Source organism: Saccharomonospora xinjiangensis XJ-54 (genome assembly GCF_000258175.1).
GTDB lineage: Bacteria > Actinomycetota > Actinomycetes > Mycobacteriales > Pseudonocardiaceae > Saccharomonospora > Saccharomonospora xinjiangensis.
This window is the reverse complement of sequence record NZ_JH636049.1, coordinates 4,682,684-4,705,535: the sequence shown is the minus strand read 5'-3', so window position 1 is coordinate 4,705,535 and position 22,852 is coordinate 4,682,684. Positions and strand designations below refer to the sequence as shown.

Sequence of the window (22,852 nt, the reverse complement as noted above, 5' to 3'; positions counted from 1 at the left end):
CGCAGCAGGTGCTCGCCGGTTCTCGTCCGAGGCGTTCGGCGACCTCACAGGTCGTATAACGTCCTATACGGTGGGGCTGTAGTGCTGGTTCTCGGACGAGAAGTGCGGACACGAGTGCAGGAAGTGCGGACACGGGCGTCGGCGTGGTTCGGTTGTTCGCGGTTGTGTTGCGATGGGTGACTCGGTGTGTGCCGTCGCCATGACAGCAGGCACACTGAGGTCCTACTACGGATGATCATGACAGAGGGACAATCATGACAGAGGGACAGAGGGAGCGTGGGTCCGATGTCGGCGAGCAATGCCGACCGGCTCGCTGAGTCGGTGAACAAGGTGTCGGTGGGGCGGGTGTACGACTACCTGCTCGGTGGCGTGCACAACTACGCGGTGGACCAGGCGTTCGCCGAGGAGCAGCTACGCCTCCTTCCCGACATCCGCGATTTCGCGGTGTCGAACAGGGCCTTCCTCGGGCGCGCGGTCCGCTACGCCGTGGAACACGGCATCCGGCAGTTCGTGGACATCGGGTCGGGTCTGCCGACGCAGGGCAACGTGCACGAGGTCGCCGACGAGGCGGCGCCGGGCGAGTGCAGCGTGGTCTACATCGACAACGAGCCCATCGCACAGGCACACGCGGAGATCCTCCTCGAACGCACCGCGGACCCTGACCGCCACCGCGCCATCGATGCGGACTTCTTCGACGGCGCGCTGCTGTGGGAGCGCGTGCTCGACACCGGGGTCATCGACGAGACCAAGCCGATCGCGCTGCTCGCCGTGGCGCTGCTGCATTTCATGCCACCGGCCACCGAACCGGGCCGCGTGCTCGCCTACTACCGCGACCGGTTGCCGCAGGGCAGCCTGCTGGCGCTGTCCCACATCCATGTGGACCCTTCCGACACCGAGACGCTCGAGGTGTCGAAGAAGCTGACCGAGTCGTACACGAAGAAGACCAACAGCCCGGCGATGCCGCGGTCACGGGAGGAGATCGCCGCCTTCTTCGACGGTCTCGAACTCGCGGAACCCGGTCTCGTGTGGCTGCCGGAATGGCGGCCCGGCGGGGAGGACCCGTACAGCGGTGAGCCTGCCCGCTCGCGGGGACTGGCTGGGGTGGGGTGGAAGAGATGACAGGGACATCAGCGGCATCGGCGACATCATCGTCCGGCGTGGAGGTGCTGCGCTACGCGGCGTTCACCACCGACCCCTCGGGGGGAAACCCGGCAGGGGTCGTGTGCGAGGCCGAGGGGCTGGCCGACGCGGACATGCTCGCGGTGGCCGCCGAGGTCGGATACTCGGAAACCGCGTTCGTCACCGGCGGCGACTCGCAGCGGCGGCGGTTCAGGCTGCGGTACTTCAGCCCGAAGGCGGAGGTGGCGTTCTGCGGGCACGCCACCGTGGCGACCTCGGTGGAACTCGGACGCAGGCTCGGCCCTGGACGGCTCGACTTCACCACCAACGCGGGCGAGATCTCCGTGGACGTCACCGCGAGCGGCGGCGACGTCCCTCGTGCCACGCTCACCAGCGTGCCCACGTCGTCCCGTGAGGCCGGGGACGCGGTGGTTGACGCGGCGCTGGCCGCCCTGCGCTGGTCACGAGCCGACCTCGACCCGCGATTCCCGCCTCACGTGGCGTTCGGCGGCAACGACCACCTCGTGCTGGCCGCGGCCTCGCGGGAGCGGCTGGCCGACCTCGACTACGACTTCGACGCGCTCGGTGATCTGATGCGTGCCGAAGGCTGGACCACCGTGCACCTGTTCTGCCCCGGTGAGCCGGGCGAGTTCCATGCCAGGAACCCGTTCCCCGTGGGCGGTGTCGTGGAGGACGCCGCCACCGGAGCGGCTGCCGCGGCGTTCGGCGGCTACCTTCGGCAGCTCGGGTACGTCACCGCCGCCACGACCTACCTCGTCCACCAGGGCGAGGACATGGGACGGCCGAGCGAACTGCGGGTCGAGGTGGACCCGGCCGATCCGCGGGTGCGCGTCAGCGGTCAGGCCGTCGTCATCCCGGCCTGACCGCGCGTGCGGGAACGCTCAGGTGTCCTGGGTGTCCTGCGGGTAGTACCGCAACTCGACCGAGTTGCCGTCAGGGTCCCGCACATAGATCGACTGGCCGGTGCCGCGTGCCCCGAATCGCGGCACCGGTCCCTCCTCGACGGTGAACACCCCGGAGTCGATGACCTCCTGCCAGTCGAGCGGGGCCACGACGAGGCAGAGGTGATCCATGTTGGCCTCACCGCGCGGCCCGTGGACGAGGTCGAGGATGGTCCCTCGGTCGATCCGTACCGACGGGAACGGTGCTCGTCCCGCCCGCCATTCGTCCACTCTCACCGGTTCGAGGCCGAGGACACCGGTGTAGAAGGCGAGGGAACGTTCCACGTCGGCCACGGTGAGGACAAGGTGGTCGAACCCGGTCACCCGGACAATGCTCTTGGTGCTCATTTCTCCTCCAGTGAGTAGGCCTGGCGCCGCCAGTCGGTGAACAACGCGCGGGCGATCTCGGAGACGCCGGCGAGCTTCACCGACGCCATCATGCGGGCGCCGGCCCGCAGCCGCCCCGGCTCGTCGGTCACCTGCCGTCCCCGCCACAGTCCGAACGTGACCGTCGCCGAGTGTGCCTTGACCAGGCACACGGGGCGTCTGCCCGGCTTGTCGCCGAGACTCCACGTCGGGTGTCCGTGCCACAGCGCACTCGTCGCTTCGGGCAGCGCCTCGTCGATGAGTGAGCACAGTGGTTCGGCGACCCGCCGTAGCGGCGGCGCCAGCGAGGCCACAGAGCCCGCTGTGGTGGCCGGGCTGCTTGTCGTGGTCAGGGTTGTCATGGTGTTCCTCGTCTGCTGGCTTTTCGGTGTTGTCCGGCCCTGTCAACAGTGGCTTCTTGCGGCGTCTCCACCAAGCCGCGATCGGGCTACGATCGTTGAACCGGAGTCAACGATGTGAGGCGGCATGCTGGAGCGGCACGAGATCGAGACGTTTCTGACGCTCGCCGAGGAGTTGCACTTCGGCCGCACGGCGGAGCGGCTGCACGTCACAACGGGCCGCGTGAGCCACGTCGTCAAGAAGCTGGAACGCGGTATCGGCGCGCCGCTGTTCGAGCGCACCAGCCGCAGAGTCCGGCTGACCGCGATCGGCGAACGTCTCGCCGACGACCTGGCGCCGCTGGTCGCGGGCATCGAGGAGGCGTTGCGGAGAGCCACCGACGCGGGAAGGGGAGTGTCGGGTGAGCTGACCGTGGCGTTCTTGGGGGAGTGGGGAGCGCCGGTGGTGAGCGCGGTCGCCGGTCTGTTCTCCCGCCGTCACCCCGACTGCACGGTGCGGGTGGTGGAGGTGCAACTGTCGGGCAGCAGGGCGAGCCTGCTCGACGGCTCGGTGGATCTGCTGCTGGCGTCGTACCCGTTCGACGGCATGGCCAGGGGCCCGGCGCTGCTCACCGAGCGCAGGCTGCTGGCCGTGGCGCAGCGGCATCCCCTTGCCTGCCGCGAGTCCGTGTCGCTGGAGGTGCTGGGCGATCACCCTGTGGTGCAGTACCCGGCCGTGACCTCCGCCGCGTTCAAGCGCGACCGGACTCCGGAGCGGACGCCGTCGGGAAGACCGGTCCCCGCAGGGCCTGCGGGAGCCACGTTCTCCGAGATGCTGTCGCTGGTCGCGATGGGCCACGGCGTGTTGCCGGTCGGCGAGGACACCCAGCACTACTACCCGCGCCCCGACCTGGCGTATGTGCCGATCCACGACGCGCCGCCGATCGAACGCGGTTTCGTCTGGCTGGAGTCGAACACGACGGCGCGGGTGCGCGAATTCGTGCGCACGGCGTCGGACACCATCCTGAATGGGCAGTCGAGGGTCACGGAGGCGGGTCAGCCTGCCAGTGCGGCGAGGTAGGTGTGCAGTGCCTCACGGACGACTCCCGGCGGGTTCTGCTCGGGGTAGCGGCTGGCGTGCAGGGTGAGGCCGTCGAGGTAGACGTGCAGCGCTGCGGCCGCGTCCTCCAGCGCGCGGGGGCGCAGCGGTTTCGCCGAGTTGTCCGGGCGCCCGGCTCCGCGTAACTCGACGATCGCGAGTCGGCACACCTGGCGGGTTCCCTCCCAGGACTGCCTGCGCAGCGCGGCGAGGTGGGGGTCGGTGCGGGCCCGCTCCAGCGCCGCGAGCCAGACGGTGACCTCGACCCCGCGGTCGCTGTCGAGCGGCAGGAACTCCTCCATCAGGCGGCGGGCGAGTTCGGGTCCGGTGATCCCGGCGCCGAGATGCGCCCTGAGCCGGTCGCCGATGCGCTCGATCAGGATTTCCACGGCGAAGTGCAGCAGCCGTTGCTGGGAGTCGAAGTAGTACCGCAGCGCGCCCATCGACCAGTTGGCCTCCGTGGCGACGGCGCGAACGGTGGCCCCCTCGAACCCTGCCCTGTCCACCACCCGCCACAGAGCCTGGGCCAGCTCCTGTCTTCGCTGTTCGTGGTCCACGACCTTGGGCATGTCCGACTTTCTAGCACACTTGTGTTTTAATATCTTCGTGCGAAAAAGAAGTGGCCGATGACCTGGGGGATGCTGGCAGGACTTGCCGGCCTCGCCGTAGTGGACAGCACCAGCGTGGGAACGCTCGCCGTGCCGTTGTGGCTGATGCTGCGGCTCGGCGAGCCGGTACGCCCTGTGCTCGTGTACCTGGCGACGCTCGCCGGGTTCTACTGGCTCGTCGGGCTCGCGCTGGTGTTCGGCCTCGATCACCTCGAACCCGTCGGCGCGGCGCTGGCGTCGAGCACGCCGGTCACCTGGGCGCAGCTGGCGCTTGGTGTGGCACTGTTTCTCGCCGGTCTCCGCCTCGATCGCCGACGAGCCGGGGCCGCGTCGCGCCCGGCGCGGTGGCGCAACCGCGTCACAGGAGATGCCATGCCGGATCGGAAGGCGGTGGGGCTGGCACTCGGCGCCGGGGTCGTGGAGATCGCCTCGATGCTGCCGTACCTGGCGGCGATCGGGCTGCTGTCGGCAGGGGGCGTCGCTCCGGCGACGGCCTCGGCCATCCTCGCAGGCTACGCCGGGCTGATGATCGTGCCGGGACTCGGTGCGCTCGTCGCCCTCCGGTGCGCGCGGGGCAGGGCCGAGCGCGCACTCGACCGGCTGCGGCGCTTCCTGGAATCGCGTGGTGACCAGGTTCTCGGCTGGGTGCTGCTGGTGGTCGGCTTCTCCCTCACGGGTGACGCGGTACAGCGGCTGGAACTCTTCGATTGATCTTCGGAAAGGGATGAGAAGGAATGGGAATGGCGACCAAGGCGAAGGTGGCGCTCGGGGTGGTGCTCATCGTCGCGGGGGCGGTGCTCGCGCTGCTCTTCCGCGAGGACGAGTTCCTGTGGTTCCGAGGCGGGCCGCTCGGGGTGGTGCTCGTCGTGGTGGGTGTGCTTGATCTCGGTGAGGCCCTGTGGCGGGCGCGGGGCAGGGCGGAGGTCGAGCGCCGCGAGTGAGGCACCGCGTGCTCCCACCGCCGGTCGTGCCGGTTGTGCCGGACGAGCGGGGGCCGGTGGAATCGCGTTCGGCGGCGGGTAGGAAACGGCTGCTGGTCGATGCGGCACGGTACCTACGCGGGCGGGGGCACCGTGATCTCGTGCGGGTCGCGATCGGGGCGCAGTCCCCGCCACGACGGGTGCCGCAGCCTCCGGTCGGTGGTCCACTGCCGGTGCTCGACCTCGCCCACCAGAGCGGGTTCCACCCAGTGCGCGTGGCGGGCCCTGTCGCGGGGAACGGGGGTGGCGAACGGGCTGGAGGGCCGGGCGAGCGGGCGGAGCCGGGCGAGCAGGTCCGCCAGCGCGGCCTCGGTGAACCCCGTGCCGACGTGCCCGACGTAGCAGAGCGAGCCGTCGGCGGTGTAGGCGCCGAGCAGGAGCGCTCCCAGCGTGCCCGACCGGCGGCCCTCACCGGAGACCCAACCGCCGACAACCACTTCCTGCGTGGCCCGCAGCGGTGTCTTCACCCAGCTCCGCGACCGCATACCGGGCCGGTAGATCGAGTCGAGCCGTTTGGCCACCACGCCTTCGAGTCCGTGTTGTGCGGCGACACCGAGCAGTTCGGCGCCGGAGACGTGCGTGTAGTGCTCCGGCGTGTGGACGGTGGGCGAGGCGGTCAGGCCGAGCGCGGTGAGCCTTTCCCTGCGCACGCGATAGGGCAGGCCGCACGTGTTCTCGCTGCCCATGACGAGCAGGTCGAATACGTAGTAGTGGACGGGTACCTTCCGCAGCAGGCGTGCCGAGGGCACGTGGACGTGCATGCGGGACTGGAGGCGCCCGAAGCTGGGGCGGCCGTGTTCGTCGAGCGTCACGATCTCCCCGTCCAGCAGCAGGCTGGCGCGGGTGAGGCTGGTGAGGGCGTGCAGTTCGGGATACGTCGCGGTGATCTCGCGGAGGTTGCGGGAGTGGATGCGCACCTTTCCGCCTCCGACGCCCACGATCGCGCGGACACCGTCCCACTTCCACTCGTAGGCCCAGTCCTCGCCTTCCGGCACGTCACCGGACACGGCGAGCATCGGCGACAGCGGTGCCGGTGGCGATGGTGGCAATGGTGGCGGTGACGATGGTGGCAATGGTGGTGCCATGCCCTCATGCTCGGCGCCTCCCACCACAGCCGCAGCCGACACCCCCGCCGAGGGTGAACCAGGCCGACCGTGTCCGCACTTCCCGTACCCGTGTCCGCACCTCCTGCACGCATGTCGGCACTTCCTGCACGGCGTGGGGGGCCGGTCGGCGGTAATCCGGTGCGCCCGAAAGGCTCATTACCGACTGAAATCGGTCGGTTACAGTACAGGGTCGCCACCGATAGGGGAGGTCCGCATGAGACGTGATTCGACACGGTGGAGTGCCGCCTCCGTGGCGGTGGTGTCGCTGCTGTCCACGCTGGTCGTCGCGCTCTCGCCTGCCGAGAGCCGGGCCGACGACGGCGATGCGCTGTCGTTGCGGGTGCTGTCGGGCAGGGCTGACATGGTGACAGCGGGCGACGCGCTGCTCCAGGTCACGGTGGCGGAGGGGTTGCCGTTGCGGGCCGTCACCGTGCGGCTGGATGGCTCTGACATCACCGATCTATTCACAGTGGACAGTCGGGACCGCACGCTGATGGGCCGGGTGACCGGCCTGCGCGAGGGCTCCAACGAGGTGGTGGCGTCCGTGCCGGGGCGAGGGCGGCCTCGTAGCGAACTGACCGTCGTCAACCACCCGGGGGAAGGGCCGGTCTTCTCCGGCCCGCACCAGCAGCCGTTCGCCTGCGAGACGACGCGTTTCCGCCTTCCGGTCATCGGCGGCACGCTCGGCGAGCCGATCGACGAGAACTGTTCGATCGAGACACGGGTGGACCATTTCTACCGCACCACGGGCGGGGTTTTCGCGCCGTGGCCTCCCGATGCCACCACCTACCCCGACGACCTCGCCACCACCACGACGTCCGTCGGCGACCGCGTTCCCTACGTGGTGAGGATGGAGACCGGCACGCTCAACCGGGGCATCTACCAGATGACGGTGCTGCACGATCCGCTCATCGAACCGGAACCGGGCCCCGCCTCCCGGCCATCGGCGTGGAACGGCCGGGTGATCTACACCCTCGGCGGGGGTTGCGTGAACGGCTGGTACCGGCAGGGCAACAGCACCGGCGGGGTGACCGACGACTTCATGCTCGGCAGGGGATACGGCGTCATGTCGTCGTCGCTGAACGTCTACGGCGCCAACTGCGCCGACGTCACGGCGGCGGAAACGGCGATGATGGTGAAGGAACGCTTCGTCGAGCGGCACGGCCCGATTGAGCACACCATCGGATTCGGCTGTTCGGGAGGCGCTTACCAGGCGCATCAGATCGCCGACAACTACCCCGGGATCTTCGACGGCATCATCGTGGGCTGCTCGTTCCCCGAGGTGGGCTTCGGCACGGTCAACTTCATCACCGACGCCTGGCTGCTGCACGAGTACTTCACCGGAACGGGCCTCGACTGGTCGCCGGAACAGAAGCGCGCGGTCACGGGATTCCTGCGCTACGAAACGGCTCCGAACGTGGCGGCGGGCGCGCGACGGATCTCGCCGACGGCGTTCTGCGACATGGTGCCCGCCGACCAGCGGTACCACCCGGAGACCAATCCCGGCGGCGTGCGCTGCGGCGTGTACGACCACGCGGTCAACGTGTACGGCCGCGATCCGGAAACCGGGTTCGCGCGAAGGCCGCTCGACAACGTCGGCATCCAGTACGGTCTCGCGGCACTCAACGACGGCACCATCACGCCCGAGCAGTTCCTCGACCTCAACGGCACCGTCGGTGGCTTCGACAACGACGCCAACCTCGTGCCCCGGCGCACGCACGGCGACCGCGACGCGATCAGGATCGCCTACCGGACAGGTCGGCTCACGAGCGGCGGCGGCGGACTCGGCAGCATCCCGATCATCGACTACCGCGCCTACACCGACGACCGCCCCAACGGCGACATCCACGTGCGCTACCACACCTTCTCGATGCGGGAGCGGCTCCGTGCGGCCAACGGTTCGGCCGCCAATCACGTCAGCCTGCTCGAGGACAACCGCTACGGCGGGTTCAGCACCCGAAGTCCGTTGCTGCGCAGTGCCATCGAGGGCATGGATAGCTGGTTGACCACGTTGGACAGATCAGGCGAGGCTCCTTTCGACATCGACGAGATCGCCGAGGCGAAACCCGCGACGTTGCGGGAGGGCTGCCTCTCCCGCGATACGGAGCCGGTCTTCGTGGCGCAGCCACTGGACCGTGATCCGGCCAGCGAGTGTGAGCAGTGGTATCCCTCGGCCTCCTTCCCCCGTGAGGTCGCGGGGGAGAACGTGGCGGCCGACGTCATCAAGTGCGACCTCAAGGCAGTGGACCCTGCCGACTACGCCGTCGCCTTCACCGGCGAGCAGTGGCAACGACTGCTGGAAACCTTTCCCGACGGGGTCTGCGACTACTCCCGGCCGGGTGCCGAGCAGCAAGGCCTGATGGGCACGTGGCTGCGGTACCCGGTGGCGGGTGTGGCCAGGGGGGTGGGGGTGGACCCTCAGAGCACGGACCGGTAGATCCGGGCGTAGCGGTCGGCCATCATGTCAACGTCGAAGCGGAGTTCGGCCTCTCTGCGGCAGTCGTGAGGTGAGAGTTCGCCGACTCGCCCGATGGCGGTCGCCAGGCTCTCGACGTCGTCGCACACGTAGCCGGTGCGGCCGTGGGTGACGACCTCGGGAACCGAGCCTCTGCGGAATCCGACGACCGGCGTGCCGCAGGCCATGGCCTCGACCATGACGATGCCGAAGGGTTCCTCCCAGCAGACGGGGAAGACGAGGCAGCGGGCGGAGCGGAGCAGTTCCACCTTGCGGGCGCGGTCGGCTTCGCCGAGCCATTCGACGCCGTCGCCGAGCAGTGGCACGATCTCGCGGTCGAAGTACGCCTTCTCCTCGGGTTCACGGCATTTCGCGGCGATCTTGAGGTGGATTCCCGCCCTCCTCGCCGCGGCGATGGCCTGCGGGATTCCCTTCTCGCGGCAGGCTCTGCCGAGGAAGAGCGCGTAGTCGTCCTTGTCCTCACTGAACGGGAACCGTTCGACGCGCACAGCATTGTGGACGGTGCCGACCCAGTTGAGGTCGGGGGAGAGCCGCCGCTGCGCGTCGGACACGGCGACGAGTTGCACGCTGTCGCCGAGACCTCGGTAGTACTGGCCCATCTCCCCGTTCACGGGTCCGTGCGCGGTGAGGACGGTCGGCACGGTCCTGCCGCGCGCCATGAGCGGGCCTGCGAGGCTGTGGTCGTGGACGACGTCCGGGTCGATCTTCTCGATGATCTCGGTGAGAGCCGCGGCGTGGGTCACCTCGGGCAGCACCTGGCCGAGCCGGTTCTCGTTCGGCGTGTCGTACGTGGGCACGAAGTCGGCCGGAGTTCCGTTGCGGCCGACGCCGACGAGTGTGATGTCGAGTCCTCGGAGGGTGAGTTGTTCGATGAGATCGCTGGCCATGGCCTCGATGCCACCGTAGGCGGTGGGCGGAAGTTCGAACCACGGGGGAGCGATCATGGCGATTCTCGGTTGACTCATGTTGGCCCCAATTCCCGTGGGGCGATGGGGTAAACGGTTCGGTCTCGGATGTCCTTCGACCTAATGAACCAATTCGATCCCCGAAGGCAGATGTCCGACTCTGACTTCGGTTCCCCGCGCTTCGATGGAAATGCGGCTTCCTCCGAGCGGAACGTCATCGATCAGTAACGCTCCGAATGATTCCGGAAGTGCGGGGGAAACCCGGAGCCTGCGGTGGGGAAGTGAGGGCTGGAACCGCAGCAGGGTGCGCAGGAGGTGCACCGGAGCGGCCGATGCCCACGCCTGCGGTGAGCACGACGTGGGGTAGGGCACGGGGGTGTCGTACTCGGACCTGTCGAAGCCGCACATCAGTTCGGGAAGTCTTCCGTCGAACGCCCGCGCCGCGTCGAAGACGGCGACGGCGACCCGCTGGGCGTGCTCGACGAAGCCGTAACGCATGAGTCCCGCGGCGATGAGCGCGTTGTCGTGCGGCCACACGGAACCGTTGTGGTAGCTCATCGGGTTGTAGGCACCCATCTCGGAGGAGAGCGTGCGAATTCCCCATCCGCTGAACATCGGGGTGGATAGAAGTGAATTCGCGACCGACTCGGCGCGGGACTCGTCCACAATTCCCGTCCACAGACAGTGACCGATATTCGACGCTACGGAGTCGATGGGGCGTTTGTCGCCGTCGAGACCGAGCGCGTAACGACCGAGTTCTGCGAGCCAGAATCGTTCGTTGAATCGTTTTCTCAGCGCGCCTGCGCGGTCGCGCCAGTACCGGCTTCCTTCGCGGTCGCCGAAGTTCTCGGCCAGCTCAGCCCTTGCCACGAACGCCGCGTAGACGTAACCCTGCACCTCGCACAGCGCGATCGGGGAGCGGGCGATGGTGCCGTCGGCGAAGTTCACGCCGTCCCAGGAGTCCTTCCAGCCCTGGTTGATCAGACCGCGTTCGGTGGCGCGGTGGTACTCGACGAAGCCGTCGCCGTCGCGGTCGCCGTAGCGGTCGATCCAGTCGAGCGCGCGGTCGGCGTGCCCGAGCAGTGCCTCGACGTGGTCCCTTCCGATGCCCCAGCGGCTGAGTTCGCCGAGCAGCATCACAAACAGCGGTGTGGCGTCCACGGTGCCGAAGTAGATGTGGCTGCCGCCGAGGGCGAGTGAGACGTCCGCACCGAAACGCACCTCGTGCAGGATGCGGCCCGGCTCCTCCTCGCTGTCCGGGTCCACCTTGGTGCCCTGGTGGTGCGCGAGGGTCTGCACGGTGCCGAGCGCGAGTGTGGGGTCGATCGCCAGCGACATGAGGGAGGCGAGCAGCGAGTCTCTGCCGAAGAGCGCCATGAACCACGGCGCTCCGGCTGCGATGGCGACGTCGTCGGGCCGGTCGGGGTCGAACATGCGCAGTGCGCCGAGGTCTTCCCTGCTGCGTTGCAGGGTGTGCGCGAGTGATCGGTTGTCGGAGTAGCGCAGCACGGGGCTTTCCTCGCGCCAGCGGCGGGCGAGCACGGCAGGCCGCGAATGTTCGACGGGATGTTCACGGGGAAACAGCGGGATGATCGGGGTGCCGTCGATGACGGGAAGGGCTCCCACGGAGGCGTACCACTCCTCGCCTCCCGCGACGACGACGCGGAAGCTCACGCGGTCGCGCGAGTACTCGGCGACGGTGTCGTCGAGGGTCTGTCCCGTGATGCGCACGCCCCTGCTGGTGGAGTCGAGATAGCGGGTCAGGTGCAGGCCAGTGCCGGTGACCTCCACCGCGTGGTGGCCCTTCTCCTGGATGCGGCCTGCTTTGACCTCGAACACGTCGGCGAAGTCGGCGGTCACCCGCAGGCTGACTGTGCAGGTGACCTTGGTGCGGCCGTAGTTGCGGAGGATGAGGTCCTCGCGCATGCCTCCGCCGATGTAGCGTTCTCTGCGCACGAGAAGGGAACTCTCGCCCTCGCCCTCGCCGGAGTGCGCGCGGCCGACGAACCTCGCATGGAACGGTTCCGGCGTCTGCACGGTGATCGGTTCGACGGGCCTGCCGTCGATCCGCAACTGCCAGCCGGAGAGGATGCGAGTGTCCTGGTAGAAGGCGCCTTCGGCGCGCGAACCGCTGAAGTCGCCGTCGTCGTCGCACACGCAGAACGACGTTCCGTGGACGAGGGTGACGGTCATGCCAGGACCTCCTCGGCGTGGTCGTTCGAGATCACGACCGCGGGGTCAGTGCTCGGGGCCTTCCTGCCACTCGTACACGCCGGCGCCGAGGGCGTAGGAGAGATGGCCGCCGAGCGCGCCGCCCGCCGCGACCGCGGCCAGGCCGAGCAGGCTCCACAGTGTTCCGGTTCCGTGAGAGCCTCTCCTCCGGCAGCGGTGCGAAGTAAGGTAACACGTTTGTGCCACCACGTTGGCCGCCAAATGCAGCGCGCCGACGCGGCGTTGCACGGTGGACAGGCGGGCGAACTCCGCCAGTCCGGTGACGGCGGCGGCCGGTGCGGTGAGCGAGCCGATGGCGATGAGTTTTCGTGCGGTTTCGCGGTCGCCGAGCGCGTCGAAGGCCGCGGAGCAGACCCATGCGCCGATGGGCACGGTGACCACGAGCGGGTGGGCAGGATGGCCGATCCAGGAGCCTCGCAGTAGCCGGTCGGCGGTGTTGTTCCGCAGCAGGCGGCGCGCACGCTGGGCGATGGTCTCGGCGACACCGTCGATGCGGTGCACGGATTCGGAGGCACGGAGCAGTCGAGGAAGCATCATCCCGGCTGGTACCCGTTTCCGGGGCGCCCAATCGGGCCGGGGTGTGATGAGCTTCCATTCCAGGCTGGGCCACTCCAGTGATGCCGTTGGCGGTGGCGGTGACGGAAAGCCAACCACCGGATCGGATTAAGCATGTATAACGTCCTATACGGCTTGGCTTAGTGTTGTTCTCTGTTGTTCACGGCACGCATACGTCGCTCGCACTCCGGGTACGCACCAGGGCATGGGGCTGGAGAACATCTGGATCGCCACACTCACCGACGGGCTGGTGAGGGCCGATCACATCGCGGGCATCGAGGCACACCAGACACCGGCGCTGACGGGTAAGCCGTCACGCTGGCTGCTCGACATCACGCTCGCGGTACCGGCGGGCAGTGGCTCGGGAGAAGGGTGGGAGATCTCCCAGTTGCATCGCACCCTGGCGCAAACCGACGGCTACCCGGCACGTGCGGCGGAGGAGCTCGCCCGCGCGCTGGATCAACTGCGGAGGCGTGATGCCGCGGGGGTGCTGAGAGCGATCACGCGGCACGAGATCCTGCGGTTCGAGTTCTTCCCCTTCGACTTCGACGACGACTGAAGAGCCGTGAGCCCGCCGCCTCAGGAGGAGGGGGACGGCTGCCGCCGGTCCCGCGCGGGACGCCTCGCCCAGTAGGTGGCGAGCGCCGAGCCGGACACGTTGTGCCAGACCGAGAACAGCGCTGCCGGGAGCGCGGCGAGCGGCGCGAAATGAGCGGTGGCGAGGCTCGCGGCCAGTCCGGAGTTCTGCATGCCGACCTCCACGCTCACCGCGCGGCAGGCGCTCTCGTCGAGCCGCGCGACCCTCGCCGCGAGGTAGCCGAGACCCAACCCCAGCCCGTTGTGGACGACGACCGCACAGGCGAGCAGCAACCCACTGGTGGACACCACATCGGCATTGGCTCCCACCACCCCGGCGACCACGACGACGATGCCGGTGACCGACACCAGAGGCAGGTACGGCATCAGCCGCTCGACGAGGCGGCCCGCGACCGCTCGCACGAGTACGCCTCCCAGCACGGGAACGAGCACGATCTGCACGATCGAGCCGAAGAGATCGGCGAAGCCCACCGGCAGGTCCGACCCGGCCAGCCACAGCACCCACAACGGCGTCAGCACCGGCGCCAGCAGCGTGGCGACGGACGTCAACGTCACCGAGAGGGCGACATCGCCGCGGGCGAGGTAGACGATGACGTTCGACGCCGTGCCTCCTGGTGCGGCGCCGACCAGCACCATCCCGGCCAGCAGCAGGCCCGTGAGGCCGAACAGCCAGCTCACGGCCAGCGCCGACAACGGCATCACGACGAACTGCGCGCACAACCCGAGCAGGACGGCCCACGGGCGGCGCAGCACCAACGCGAAATCACGGACCCGCAGAGTCAGGCCCATCCCGAACATGATCACGCCAAGCAGCAGCGGCACGAGGCCGGCGAGCTGCGCCGTCTGTTCGGGCAGCGCCAGACCAGCCACTCCGCCGAGCACCACGAGGACCGCGAACCAGCGGCCGACGACATCGGCGAGTGCCGCGAGCGCACCACGTCGGTTGCTCATGATCTCCCTTCGGCGCCGGATTGGGAGCCACACTCTACGGCCAGGGGCCACGATGGTGAACCGGGTGCAGCGCGGATCACTCCCGGCCATCGTCACCGCCGGGGACCGCAAGGCCGGGTGCGGACGCCCGGAGGAGTGGTCCAGACCGGATTCGGTGCCGTCGCAGGACGCGAGGGGGACGGCAGGAGTCAACATGCCTCCGTGCGGGTACTGCGCACGGGGAGGTGAACGGGATGATCGAGGTCAGCCGGGTGATGCCGGCTCGGCCGGAGCGCGTGTACGCGGTCCTCGCCGACGGGTGGTCCTATGCGGGGTGGGTGGTCGGCAACGCGCACATCCGCAACGTGGACGCGTCCTGGCCTGCCGAAGGCAGCCGCATCCACCACAAGGCGGGGCTGTGGCCGCTACAGGTACCCGACGTGTCCACGGTGACGGCCGTCGCGCCAGGCCGGATGATCGAGCTCGCCGCGCGGCTGTGGGTGCTCGGCCGCGCCCGAGTCCGCATCACGCTGACCTCCGAGGGCGAGCACGGCACGAGGGTGACGATGGCGGAGGAAGCGGTCAGCGGCCCCGCGAGCCACCTCCCCACGTCCGTTCAAGCGCTCGTCCTCAAGCCACGCAACGCGGAGGCGCTCGCGAGGCTGGCGGACATCGTCGTGAACCGCGGCCCCCGGCAAGGAGCGTGACCGGACAACCGCCCCCTTGTCAGTGCTGCGACTGGTGGCTCGGCGTGCCCCACCGCCCGTGTGCCCACCGCCGCCACAGCGGCGTCGCCGGCTCGGGCGCGAGGGCCGCGCTCGCCGTTCCCGCGCGGTCGCGCAGACCCGACACCAGCGCGGTTACCGTCTCCACCGCGCCGTGCACAGGAGTCCACCCCAGGTCCGTCCTCGCCCGCGTCGTATCGACGAGCGCGGCCTTGTCCGCCAGCTCCAGCCACCCCGGATGCAGCGGATGAACGCCCGCTCGCCACGCGAGCCCCGAGGCCGCCGTCAGCACGCTCCTCGGCACGGGAACGCGGTGACCACCGAGGGCGGAGGCGAGGTCCCCTGCGCTCAGCACGGGTTCGGCCGCGAGGTTGAACGCGCCCTCCACGCCCCTGTCGAGGGCGGCCACCGTCGCCGCGGCGACGTCGTCGGCGTGAACGACCTGCGCGCGCAGGTGCGGCCACAACGGCAGGGGAAGCCATCGCGCGCCGACCCAGCGGCCAGGGACCGGTCTGCCGAACAGCCAGGCCGCGAACTCGCCCGCCGCGTCGCGTTGCAGGATCGCGCACGGCCGGAGCCGGGTCACGGCGATGCCGGGATGCTGCCGGGTGAACTCGTCGAGATGGTGTTCCAGCCACACCTTGCCCCGGCTGTAGGCACTGCCGTCGATACCGCCCCGCTCCCAGCCCTCACTCACCCTGGACCAGCGCGGCGCGGGGGAGTAGGCGGCCACGGACGAGCCGACCACGAGCCTGCGGACCCCGGTCGTGGTGATCGCGCGCAGCAGGCGGCGGGTGCCTGCGACGTTGGTGCGCCACATCGGCGGATCGTCCCGGCGGGGATGGATCGCCCACGCGAGATGCACCACCGCGTCGGCGCCCTCGACGATTTCGGCCAGCCGCCGTGACCCGCCGGGACCACCGAGATCGCACGCCACCCAGTCGGCGTGCCGGTACGGCTCGCTTCCCCGAGGGGGAACGCGCCGGGCGATGCCGACCACCTCCCGGTCGCCGCTGAGAGCCAGACGCCGCAACAACGCCGTCCCGACGTTGCCGGTCGCACCGGTCACGACGATTCTGCGGCCGACTGTCACACCCGTGGAGATTTCCGGTCACCGCCACGGTGAAACGCGGGCGGCAGGCCCGCGCGTGTAGCGTCGCACCCAGTGGGTACGTCAAGGGCCGTGGCACGCACGAAGGCACCGGTGTCGAACGGCGGTGCGGACGACACCGTGGACGCCGTCGTCGTCGGCGCGGGACAGAACGGACTGGTGGCCGCGAATCTGCTGGCGGATGCGGGCTGGGACGTCCTCGTTCTGGAGGCCACGCCACATGTCGGGGGCGCGATCCGCACCGCCGAGCTGACCGAACCCGGGTTCCGGCACGACGTGTTCAGCGCGTTCTACCCGATGACGGCAGCCTCGCCGATCATGCGTGGACTGGACCTCGAACAGTACGGGCTGCGGTGGCGGCACGCGCCCTCCGTGCTCGCCCACGTGCTGCCCGACGACAGGGCCGCGGTTCTCTCCCGCGATCCGGACGCCACCTCGGCGTCGCTGTCCGCTTTCGACGCCCGCGACGGCGACGCGTGGAGACGACAGTTCGACGAGTGGCTGCGGATCAAGCAACCGTTCCTCGACGTGCTGTTCACGCCGTTCCCCCCGGTGCGCGCGGCGACGCGGCTGGCGCGCACGCTCGGCGTCGCCGACGGCCTGAGGTTCGTGCGGATGCTGTCCACCCCGGTGCGCACTCTCGGCACGGAGACCTACCACGGCGACGGCGCCAGGCTGCTGCTCGCGGGCAACGCGCTGCACAGCGACCTCGGCCCCGGCGCGGCAGGCAGCTCCGTGTTCGGGTGGCTGCTCAGCATGCTCGGCCAGGACGTCGGTTTCCCTGTCCCGGAAGGCGGGGCGGGAAATCTGGCCGAGGCGCTGGCCACCCGCCTTCGCACGCGAGGGGGCCGGATCGCGTGCTCGCGCCCTGTCACCCGCGTCCTCGTGGCCGGCGGGCGCGCGCTCGGCGTGCGGGACGCGCACGGCACCCTCGTGAGGGCGCGAAGGGCGGTGCTCGCCGATGTGCCTGCGCCGTCGCTGTATCGCGATCTCGTCGGTGAGGAACACCTTCCGGCCCGACTTCTGTCCGATGTGGACCGGTTTCAGTGGGACGACGCGACCGTCAAGGTGGACTGGGCGCTGTCGGGGCCGATCCCGTGGAGCAATCCGGACGCGAGCGGGGCCGGAACGGTGCACCTCGACAACGACCTCGACGGACTCGCCCGCTACAGCGCCGAACTCACCTCGGGGCGCGTGCCTGCCGAGCCCATGCTCGTGCTGGGCCAGATGACCACCAGCGACCCGACGCGATCACCGGAGGGCACGGAGGTCGCCTGGGCGTACACGCACGTGCCGCAGCGACTGGAGTGGGACGCCGACCGGCTGCGCCGGTTCGCCGACCGCGTGGAGAGCGTCGTCGAGCGGCACGCCCCCGGCTTCACCTCGCGCATCCGGCGGCGGCACGTGATGGGTCCGGCCGACCTGCACCGCGCGGAACCGAGCCTGGTCGGCGGCGCCATCAACGCCGGGACGGCGGCACTGCACCAGCAACTGGTGTTCCGGCCGGTGCCGGGGCTCGGCCGGTCGGACACGCCCATCGACCGGCTCTACCTCGCGGGCGCGTCGGCGCACCCCGGAGGTGCCGTGCACGGCGGGCCTGGAGCCAACGCGGCGAAGGCCGCGCTCGCGAGAGCGGGCCACCTCGCCGGGGCAGGCTACGGCAGGCTGATGCGCACGCTGCACGCGGCGTTGTACGCGGACTGACGCACCGGGGGCGCGCGACAGGGTCAACGTGGGATCGGGCCGGGCACTCGCCGGGGCGGTGTCGCCGACCCGGGTCGGCCACCCTTCGGGGCGCGGGGCGGTGTCGGAGCCGCCGTAGCGGGTATCCGGCGGCCATGCTCGGCACCGGCACCGTCGATCTCGTCCTGGCGACCTACCTCAACGACCACCACGCCATCACCGTCGGCGGCGTGGAGCTGGCCCGGCGGCTGGCCTCCCAGCAGCGCACTTCGGCTCACGCCACCGAGCTGACCGCGCTGTCCGACGAGCTGGCGGAGGACTTGCGGACTCTGCGCAGGATCATGGCCGACCTCGAGGTCCCCGTCCGCGCCTACAAAGCCACAGCGGCGTGGGCCGCGGAGAAGCTCGGCAGGGTGAAGTTCAACGGGAAGCTGGTGGCGTCGTCGCCGTCGAGTCCCGTGCTCGAACTGGAAGCGCTCGCGATGCAGGCCACCGCCAAGGAGGGGTTGTGGCGAAGCCTGCGCGTGCGAGCCCAGCGCGACGGCAGGCTCGACCTCACCGAGCTGGACGATCTGCTCACCCGTGCCGAGAGCCAGAGAGCCACCGCGGCCCGCCTGCACCAGCGTTTCGCCGAAGCCGCCTTCTCCTGAAACCCTGCGGGCGTGTCCGCAGGTTGCGCACGGGTGTTGGCACCTTGCGCGCGGGTGTTGGCACCCAGGGGACGCCGAAGTGCAGGCACGCGTGCGAGAAGTGCAAAGGCTTGTGCACAAGGTGCGGACACGCGTGCGGGAAGTGCGGACACGCCGGTGGGGGTGTGGTGGCCCTGGCACATCCCCAGCACTTTCGGCATGATCGTCGCGGAGTCGTAGTGGGAGGCTTTCTGTGAGCATCGTCGGTACCAGGGTGGTCCGCGTCGAGGACGACGCACTCATCACGACGGGTGGCACCTACATCGACGACCTTCGCGAGGAGGCGCTCACCGGCGCACTCCACGCCATGTTCGTGCGCAGCCCCATCGCACACGCGACGATCACGTCGATCGACACCTCGGAGGCCGAGTCGGCGCCGGGGGTCGTCGCCGTCTACACCGCCGCCGACCTCGACCTCGCGCCGGGCAAGGCCGGTCCCGTGCCGCAGCCGTGGCTCGCCGACGGGGTCGTCCGCTACGTCGGTGAGCCGGTGGCGCTGGTGCTCGCCGAGCGGGCCTACCAGCTCGCCGACGCGGCCGAACTCGTCGATGTGGACTACGAACCGCTCGACGTCGTCGCGGACGTCGAGGCGGCACTGACCGGCGAGGTCGTGCTGCATCCCGGGCTCGACGGCAACGTGGCCCAGACCCACGGCGGCGAGTTCCACGACGACACCTTCGCCGACTGCGACGTGGTCGTCACCCGCACCATCGTCAACCAGCGCGTCGCTCCCGCCCCCCTGGAAGGCAGAGGCGCGGCGTGCGTGTGGGGAGCCGACGGTCGCGTGACCATGTGGCTGTCCACCCAGAACGCCCATTTCGCGCGCTCGGCGCTCGCGAAGAGTCTCGGCCTCGATACGGCGCAGGTCAGGGTCGTCACGCCGGACGTCGGAGGCGGGTTCGGCGCGAAGATCGGCGCTGACCCCGAGGCGGTGCTCCTGGCGTGGGCGGCGCGGCGTGCGGGACGGCCGGTGCGCTGGGTGGAGAGCCGCAGCGAGAACCTGACGGCGATGACGCACGGCAGGGCGCAACGCAACACGATCACCATCGGGGGTCGCCGCGACGGCACCGTGCTGGCGTTCCGCCTCGACGTCGTGCAGGACGCGGGAGCCTACCCGCGCACGCTGTATCTTCCGACGCTGACCGAGCTGATGGCGGCAGGCGTGTACGCGTTCCCGCGCGTGGAGACGCGCAGCAGGGCCGTGGTCACCAACACCACGCCCATCGCCGCATACCGGGGTGCGGGACGGCCGGAGGCGACCGCGGCGGTGGAGCGGGCGATCGACCTGTTCGCCGCCGAGATCGGCGCCGACCCGGCCGACGTGCGCAGGAAGAACGCCATCCCACCGGACGCGTTCCCTCACACGACGCAGACCGGGGCCACCTACGACACCGGTGACTACGCCGCCGCCCTCGACAAGGTCCTCGACGCGGCGGGGTACGCGCGGCTGCGGGAGGAGCAGGCCCGCAGGAGGGCGGAGGGCGATCCGATCGCGCTGGGCATCGGGATGTCGGCCTACGTCGAGATCACCGGAGCCGACGCGCGCGGGGACAGCGGGCGCGTGGTGATCAACCCGGACGGCACCGTCACGGCCTACACTGGTGTGTCCCCGCACGGCCAGGGCATCCACACGACGTTCGCGATGCTGCTGTCCGACCGGCTCGGCGTGCCCATGGAGAAGATCACCGTGCGGCACGGCGACACCGACGAGATCCCCAAGGGTGTCGGCACGATGGGGTCGCGGTCGTTGCAGTTCGGCGGATCCGCGATGCGCAAGGCGGCCGACGAGGTGATCGAAAAGGCCCGCACGCTGGTGGCCGAGGAACTGGAAGCAGCGCCGGGGGATCTCGAACTGGACACCGAGTCGGGCACATGGCGAGTGCGGGGAGCGGCCTCGGCCGGGGGTGTGAGCTGGGCGCAGCTGGCCGAACGCGCCGACGGTGAGCTGACGGCCGACGTGTGGACCGACGACGTGGCGCCCACGTTCCCGTTCGGTGCGCACCTCGCCGTGGTGGAGGTGGACACGCTCACGGGCAAGGTCACGTTGCGGCGCATCGTCGCCGTTGACGACGCGGGCCCGGTGGTCAACCCCGTCACGTTCACAGGGCAGCGGCACGGGGGGCTCGCGCAGGGCGCGGCGCAGGCGCTGCTGGAGGTCATGCACTACGACGCCGACGGCAACCCCACCACGGCGACCTTCGCCGACTACTCGTTCCCCACGGCCGCCGAACTGCCCGACTTCGAGCTGGTGGACATGGTCACGCCCACCGACCGCAACCCGCTCGGTGTCAAGGGCATCGGCGAGTCGGCCACCATCGGGTCCACGCCCGCGGTGCAGAACGCGGTGGTGGACGCGCTGTCGCATCTCGGCGTGACCCACGTGGACATGCCTGCGACACCGCTGCGGGTGTGGGAGGCGATTCAGGCGGCGGCTGGAGCACCGGCGCGAGTACGGAAGGCGGACTGACAGCGTTGCGCGTCACGATCGAGATCAACGGACGGACGGTGACCGAGGAGGTCGAGGACCGGATGCTGCTCGTGCACTTCGTGCGCGACGTCGCCGGGCTCACGGCCACCAACGTCGGATGCGACACCACCTCCTGCGGCGCCTGCACGGTGTTGCTTGACGGCGAGTCGGTGAAGTCGTGCACGGTGCTGGCGGCGCAGGCCGACGGACACCGCGTCACGACGCTGGAGGGGCTGCCAGGGGAGAACGGCCGCAGGCACCCGTTGCAGCGGGCCTTCTCCGAACAGCACGGACTCCAGTGCGGGTTCTGCACCCCCGGCATGATCATGGCTGCGGCCTCGCTGCTGAACGAGAATCCCGAACCCACGCGGGAGCAGGTGCGCCAGGGCCTCGAAGGCAATCTGTGCCGCTGCACCGGCTACCACAACATCGTCAACGCGGTGATGGCCGCCTCGGGGCAGGAGGCCGAGAAGTGATCCCGGCGACGCTGCGCTACCACCGCGCGTCCTCTGTGGACGATGTGCTTTCCGTGCTGGCCGACCACGGTGACGAGGCGGCCCTGCTGGCGGGAGGGCATTCGCTGCTGCCGCTGATGAAGCTGCGGCTGGCCGCGCCCGACGTCGTCGTGGACATCGGCGGCCTGCCCGGGCTGTCGTACGTGCGGCTCGACGGCGACACCGTCGCGATCGGCGCGACGACCCGCTACCACGACCTGATGCGCCATCCTGTGCTGACCGAGCACGCGCCGCTGGTGGCGCACGTGGCCGGGGTGATCGGAGACCCTCAGGTGCGGCATCGCGGCACCATCGGCGGAGCCGTGGCCCACGCTGATCCCGCAGCGGACCTGCCTGCCGCATTGCTGGCCTGCGACGCCGAGTTCGTCGTCCGTGGCCACGAAGGCGAGCGCACCATCGCGGCGGGGGAGTTCTTCCTCGGCCCCTTCACCACCGCGCGCGAACCCGGAGAACTGCTGACCGAGATCCGCCTGCCCCGCGCCGACGGCAGAGGGTGGGGTTTCGAGAAGTTCACGCGCCGCGCGATCGACTGGGCCATCGTGGGAGTCGCGGTGCAGGGCAACCAGATCGGCCTGATCAACATGGCTGGCACGCCGAGGAGGGCTTCGGCCACCGAGCGGGCGCTGGCCGAGGGGGCGTCCATCGCCGAGGCCGCGACATTGGCCGCCGAGGACACCCATCCCGCCGACGAACCCCACGCCACCGCCGAATATCGCGCCCATCTCGCGCGGGTGCTCACCGAGCGGGCGTTGCTGCGGGCGAGCGGGAACGGCTGAGGAGCCCCTGTGCTATCCACGTCCGCATGACGGACACATCGTATGCCGCGCTGCTCGCGACCCTCGACGAGCTCGCCGAACGCACGGAACCGCAGGTGCGGCTGGCCTGGCTCCACGACCTGATCGCTCCGCTTCTCGACCGCGTCGAGCAGGAGGACGACCCGCTCAGCGACGAGCCCCGGATCTCGACCCCCGACGCTGTGCGGGCATGGCACCGCGCGGCCGCGGGGGACCAGGTTGACGTCGATGCGGTCTACGACCAGTTGATGACGGTAGGTCTGGTCTATTCCGAGGACCAGGACCCGGACCTGCACGTGATCTCGCAGACCGCCTACGCGGCGGCGGCCTGGCTGCGTCTGCTCACGGGACGCGACCTGCGTTCGACCGTCGAGGACGAGGAGGAGGTCGAGGGCATCGAGGAGTGGTCGGGTTCGTCGGTTTTCACGCAGATCATCGACATGCTGGCCTGGACGAGAACGGGCCAGGTCTACACGTTCTGGCAGGACGCCGCAGCCGATCCCGGCTACTGCGATTTCCCCGTCGCGACACGCGAACTCGACGCGATGGTGTCCACGCTCGTGCACAGAGCTTGATCGTCGCACTGAGCCGCGAA

The 22,852-nt window shown here is 69.9% G+C and carries 23 protein-coding genes; 14 read left to right on the top strand and 9 right to left on the bottom strand.

What is annotated here, in order from left to right:
* Positions 1-285: 285 nt before the first annotated feature.
* Both SACXIDRAFT_RS21410 and SACXIDRAFT_RS21405 read left to right on the top strand, forming a co-directional pair.
* On the top strand, positions 286-1,119 hold the full coding sequence (locus SACXIDRAFT_RS21410; protein ID WP_006240779.1) for an SAM-dependent methyltransferase: 834 nt from the start codon (positions 286-288) through the stop codon (positions 1,117-1,119).
* A complete protein-coding gene (locus tag SACXIDRAFT_RS21405) occupies positions 1,116-2,003 on the top strand; it encodes a PhzF family phenazine biosynthesis isomerase (protein WP_006240778.1) in 888 nt (295 codons plus the stop codon). Before SACXIDRAFT_RS21410 ends, SACXIDRAFT_RS21405 begins: the two co-directional genes overlap by 4 nt.
* A gap of 18 nt (positions 2,004-2,021) precedes the next feature.
* On the opposite strand, the gene SACXIDRAFT_RS21400 is transcribed toward SACXIDRAFT_RS21405, so the two are convergent.
* Both SACXIDRAFT_RS21400 and SACXIDRAFT_RS21395 read right to left on the bottom strand, forming a co-directional pair.
* Entirely contained in the window at positions 2,022-2,429 is a 408-nt protein-coding gene (locus SACXIDRAFT_RS21400; RefSeq protein ID WP_006240777.1) for a VOC family protein, read from the bottom strand.
* On the bottom strand, positions 2,426-2,809 hold the full coding sequence (locus tag SACXIDRAFT_RS21395; protein WP_006240776.1) for a DUF1801 domain-containing protein: 384 nt from the start codon (positions 2,807-2,809) through the stop codon (positions 2,426-2,428). The genes SACXIDRAFT_RS21400 and SACXIDRAFT_RS21395 overlap by 4 nt, the downstream gene beginning before the upstream one ends.
* A gap of 124 nt (positions 2,810-2,933) precedes the next feature.
* Here SACXIDRAFT_RS21395 and SACXIDRAFT_RS21390 point away from each other — a divergent pair, with 124 nt between their 5' ends.
* On the top strand, positions 2,934-3,866 hold the full coding sequence (locus SACXIDRAFT_RS21390) for a LysR family transcriptional regulator (RefSeq protein WP_006240775.1): 933 nt from the start codon (positions 2,934-2,936) through the stop codon (positions 3,864-3,866).
* On the opposite strand, the gene SACXIDRAFT_RS21385 is transcribed toward SACXIDRAFT_RS21390, so the two are convergent.
* Entirely contained in the window at positions 3,842-4,453 is a 612-nt protein-coding gene (locus SACXIDRAFT_RS21385; protein ID WP_006240774.1) for a TetR/AcrR family transcriptional regulator, read from the bottom strand. The two genes, SACXIDRAFT_RS21390 and SACXIDRAFT_RS21385, sit on opposite strands and share 25 nt — an antisense overlap.
* A gap of 57 nt (positions 4,454-4,510) precedes the next feature.
* Between SACXIDRAFT_RS21385 and SACXIDRAFT_RS21380 the strand changes: the two genes are divergently transcribed.
* Both SACXIDRAFT_RS21380 and SACXIDRAFT_RS21375 read left to right on the top strand, forming a co-directional pair.
* A complete protein-coding gene (locus SACXIDRAFT_RS21380) occupies positions 4,511-5,203 on the top strand; it encodes a GAP family protein (protein ID WP_006240773.1) in 693 nt (230 codons plus the stop codon).
* Between the two features lie 29 nt (positions 5,204-5,232).
* Positions 5,233-5,433, top strand: a complete 201-nt coding sequence (locus tag SACXIDRAFT_RS21375) for a hypothetical protein (RefSeq protein WP_006240772.1) — start codon at positions 5,233-5,235, stop codon at positions 5,431-5,433.
* A gap of 113 nt (positions 5,434-5,546) precedes the next feature.
* Here SACXIDRAFT_RS21375 and ligD read toward each other — a convergent pair whose 3' ends face one another.
* Positions 5,547-6,488, bottom strand: coding sequence for a non-homologous end-joining DNA ligase (ligD, locus tag SACXIDRAFT_RS21370; RefSeq protein ID WP_006240771.1), 942 nt, complete (start codon positions 6,486-6,488; stop codon positions 5,547-5,549).
* Between the two features lie 304 nt (positions 6,489-6,792).
* Here ligD and SACXIDRAFT_RS21365 point away from each other — a divergent pair, with 304 nt between their 5' ends.
* The gene (locus tag SACXIDRAFT_RS21365) at positions 6,793-9,015 is read left to right on the top strand and encodes a DUF6351 family protein (protein WP_006240770.1); all 2,223 of its coding nucleotides are present in this window, start codon (positions 6,793-6,795) and stop codon (positions 9,013-9,015) included.
* Here SACXIDRAFT_RS21365 and SACXIDRAFT_RS21360 read toward each other — a convergent pair.
* The 3 genes from SACXIDRAFT_RS21360 to SACXIDRAFT_RS21350 are packed head-to-tail and all read right to left on the bottom strand — an operon-like array spanning position 8,997 to position 12,728.
* The gene (locus tag SACXIDRAFT_RS21360; protein WP_006240769.1) at positions 8,997-10,019 is read right to left on the bottom strand and encodes a glycosyltransferase family 4 protein; all 1,023 of its coding nucleotides are present in this window, start codon (positions 10,017-10,019) and stop codon (positions 8,997-8,999) included. The genes SACXIDRAFT_RS21365 and SACXIDRAFT_RS21360 overlap by 19 nt on opposite strands.
* 60 nt (positions 10,020-10,079) lie before the next feature.
* A complete protein-coding gene (locus tag SACXIDRAFT_RS21355) occupies positions 10,080-12,152 on the bottom strand; it encodes an amylo-alpha-1,6-glucosidase (protein ID WP_006240768.1) in 2,073 nt (690 codons plus the stop codon).
* Positions 12,153-12,197: 45 nt separating this feature from the next.
* Complete coding sequence (locus tag SACXIDRAFT_RS21350) at positions 12,198-12,728, bottom strand: DUF2231 domain-containing protein (RefSeq protein ID WP_006240767.1); 531 nt, start codon at positions 12,726-12,728, stop codon at positions 12,198-12,200.
* Between the two features lie 223 nt (positions 12,729-12,951).
* On the opposite strand from SACXIDRAFT_RS21350, the gene SACXIDRAFT_RS21345 reads away from it, so the two are divergent.
* Positions 12,952-13,305, top strand: coding sequence for a hypothetical protein (locus tag SACXIDRAFT_RS21345; protein WP_006240766.1), 354 nt, complete (start codon positions 12,952-12,954; stop codon positions 13,303-13,305).
* A gap of 20 nt (positions 13,306-13,325) precedes the next feature.
* Here SACXIDRAFT_RS21345 and SACXIDRAFT_RS21340 read toward each other — a convergent pair whose 3' ends face one another.
* Complete coding sequence (locus SACXIDRAFT_RS21340; RefSeq protein ID WP_040922321.1) at positions 13,326-14,294, bottom strand: bile acid:sodium symporter family protein; 969 nt, start codon at positions 14,292-14,294, stop codon at positions 13,326-13,328.
* A gap of 233 nt (positions 14,295-14,527) precedes the next feature.
* Here SACXIDRAFT_RS21340 and SACXIDRAFT_RS21335 point away from each other — a divergent pair, with 233 nt between their 5' ends.
* Positions 14,528-14,980: an SRPBCC family protein gene (locus SACXIDRAFT_RS21335; RefSeq protein ID WP_006240764.1), complete on the top strand. Its 453-nt coding sequence runs from the start codon at positions 14,528-14,530 to the stop codon at positions 14,978-14,980.
* 19 nt (positions 14,981-14,999) lie between these two features.
* On the opposite strand, the gene SACXIDRAFT_RS21330 is transcribed toward SACXIDRAFT_RS21335, so the two are convergent.
* The gene (locus tag SACXIDRAFT_RS21330) at positions 15,000-16,073 is read right to left on the bottom strand and encodes an NAD-dependent epimerase/dehydratase family protein (RefSeq protein WP_157599798.1); all 1,074 of its coding nucleotides are present in this window, start codon (positions 16,071-16,073) and stop codon (positions 15,000-15,002) included.
* A gap of 90 nt (positions 16,074-16,163) precedes the next feature.
* Between SACXIDRAFT_RS21330 and SACXIDRAFT_RS21325 the strand changes: the two genes are divergently transcribed.
* From SACXIDRAFT_RS21325 to SACXIDRAFT_RS21300, 6 genes are all read left to right on the top strand, one after another.
* Entirely contained in the window at positions 16,164-17,813 is a 1,650-nt protein-coding gene (locus SACXIDRAFT_RS21325) for a phytoene desaturase family protein (RefSeq protein ID WP_083840173.1), read from the top strand.
* 134 nt (positions 17,814-17,947) lie between these two features.
* A complete protein-coding gene (locus SACXIDRAFT_RS21320) occupies positions 17,948-18,442 on the top strand; it encodes a hypothetical protein (RefSeq protein ID WP_006240761.1) in 495 nt (164 codons plus the stop codon).
* A gap of 232 nt (positions 18,443-18,674) precedes the next feature.
* Entirely contained in the window at positions 18,675-20,948 is a 2,274-nt protein-coding gene (locus SACXIDRAFT_RS21315; protein ID WP_006240760.1) for a xanthine dehydrogenase family protein molybdopterin-binding subunit, read from the top strand.
* Between the two features lie 5 nt (positions 20,949-20,953).
* Positions 20,954-21,424 (top strand): (2Fe-2S)-binding protein, encoded by a 471-nt coding sequence (locus tag SACXIDRAFT_RS21310; protein ID WP_006240759.1) that lies wholly within the window; start codon positions 20,954-20,956, stop codon positions 21,422-21,424.
* Entirely contained in the window at positions 21,421-22,239 is an 819-nt protein-coding gene (locus SACXIDRAFT_RS21305) for an FAD binding domain-containing protein (RefSeq protein WP_006240758.1), read from the top strand. The genes SACXIDRAFT_RS21310 and SACXIDRAFT_RS21305 overlap by 4 nt, the downstream gene beginning before the upstream one ends.
* A gap of 26 nt (positions 22,240-22,265) precedes the next feature.
* Entirely contained in the window at positions 22,266-22,832 is a 567-nt protein-coding gene (locus tag SACXIDRAFT_RS21300) for a hypothetical protein (protein WP_006240757.1), read from the top strand.
* Positions 22,833-22,852: the final 20 nt, after the last annotated feature.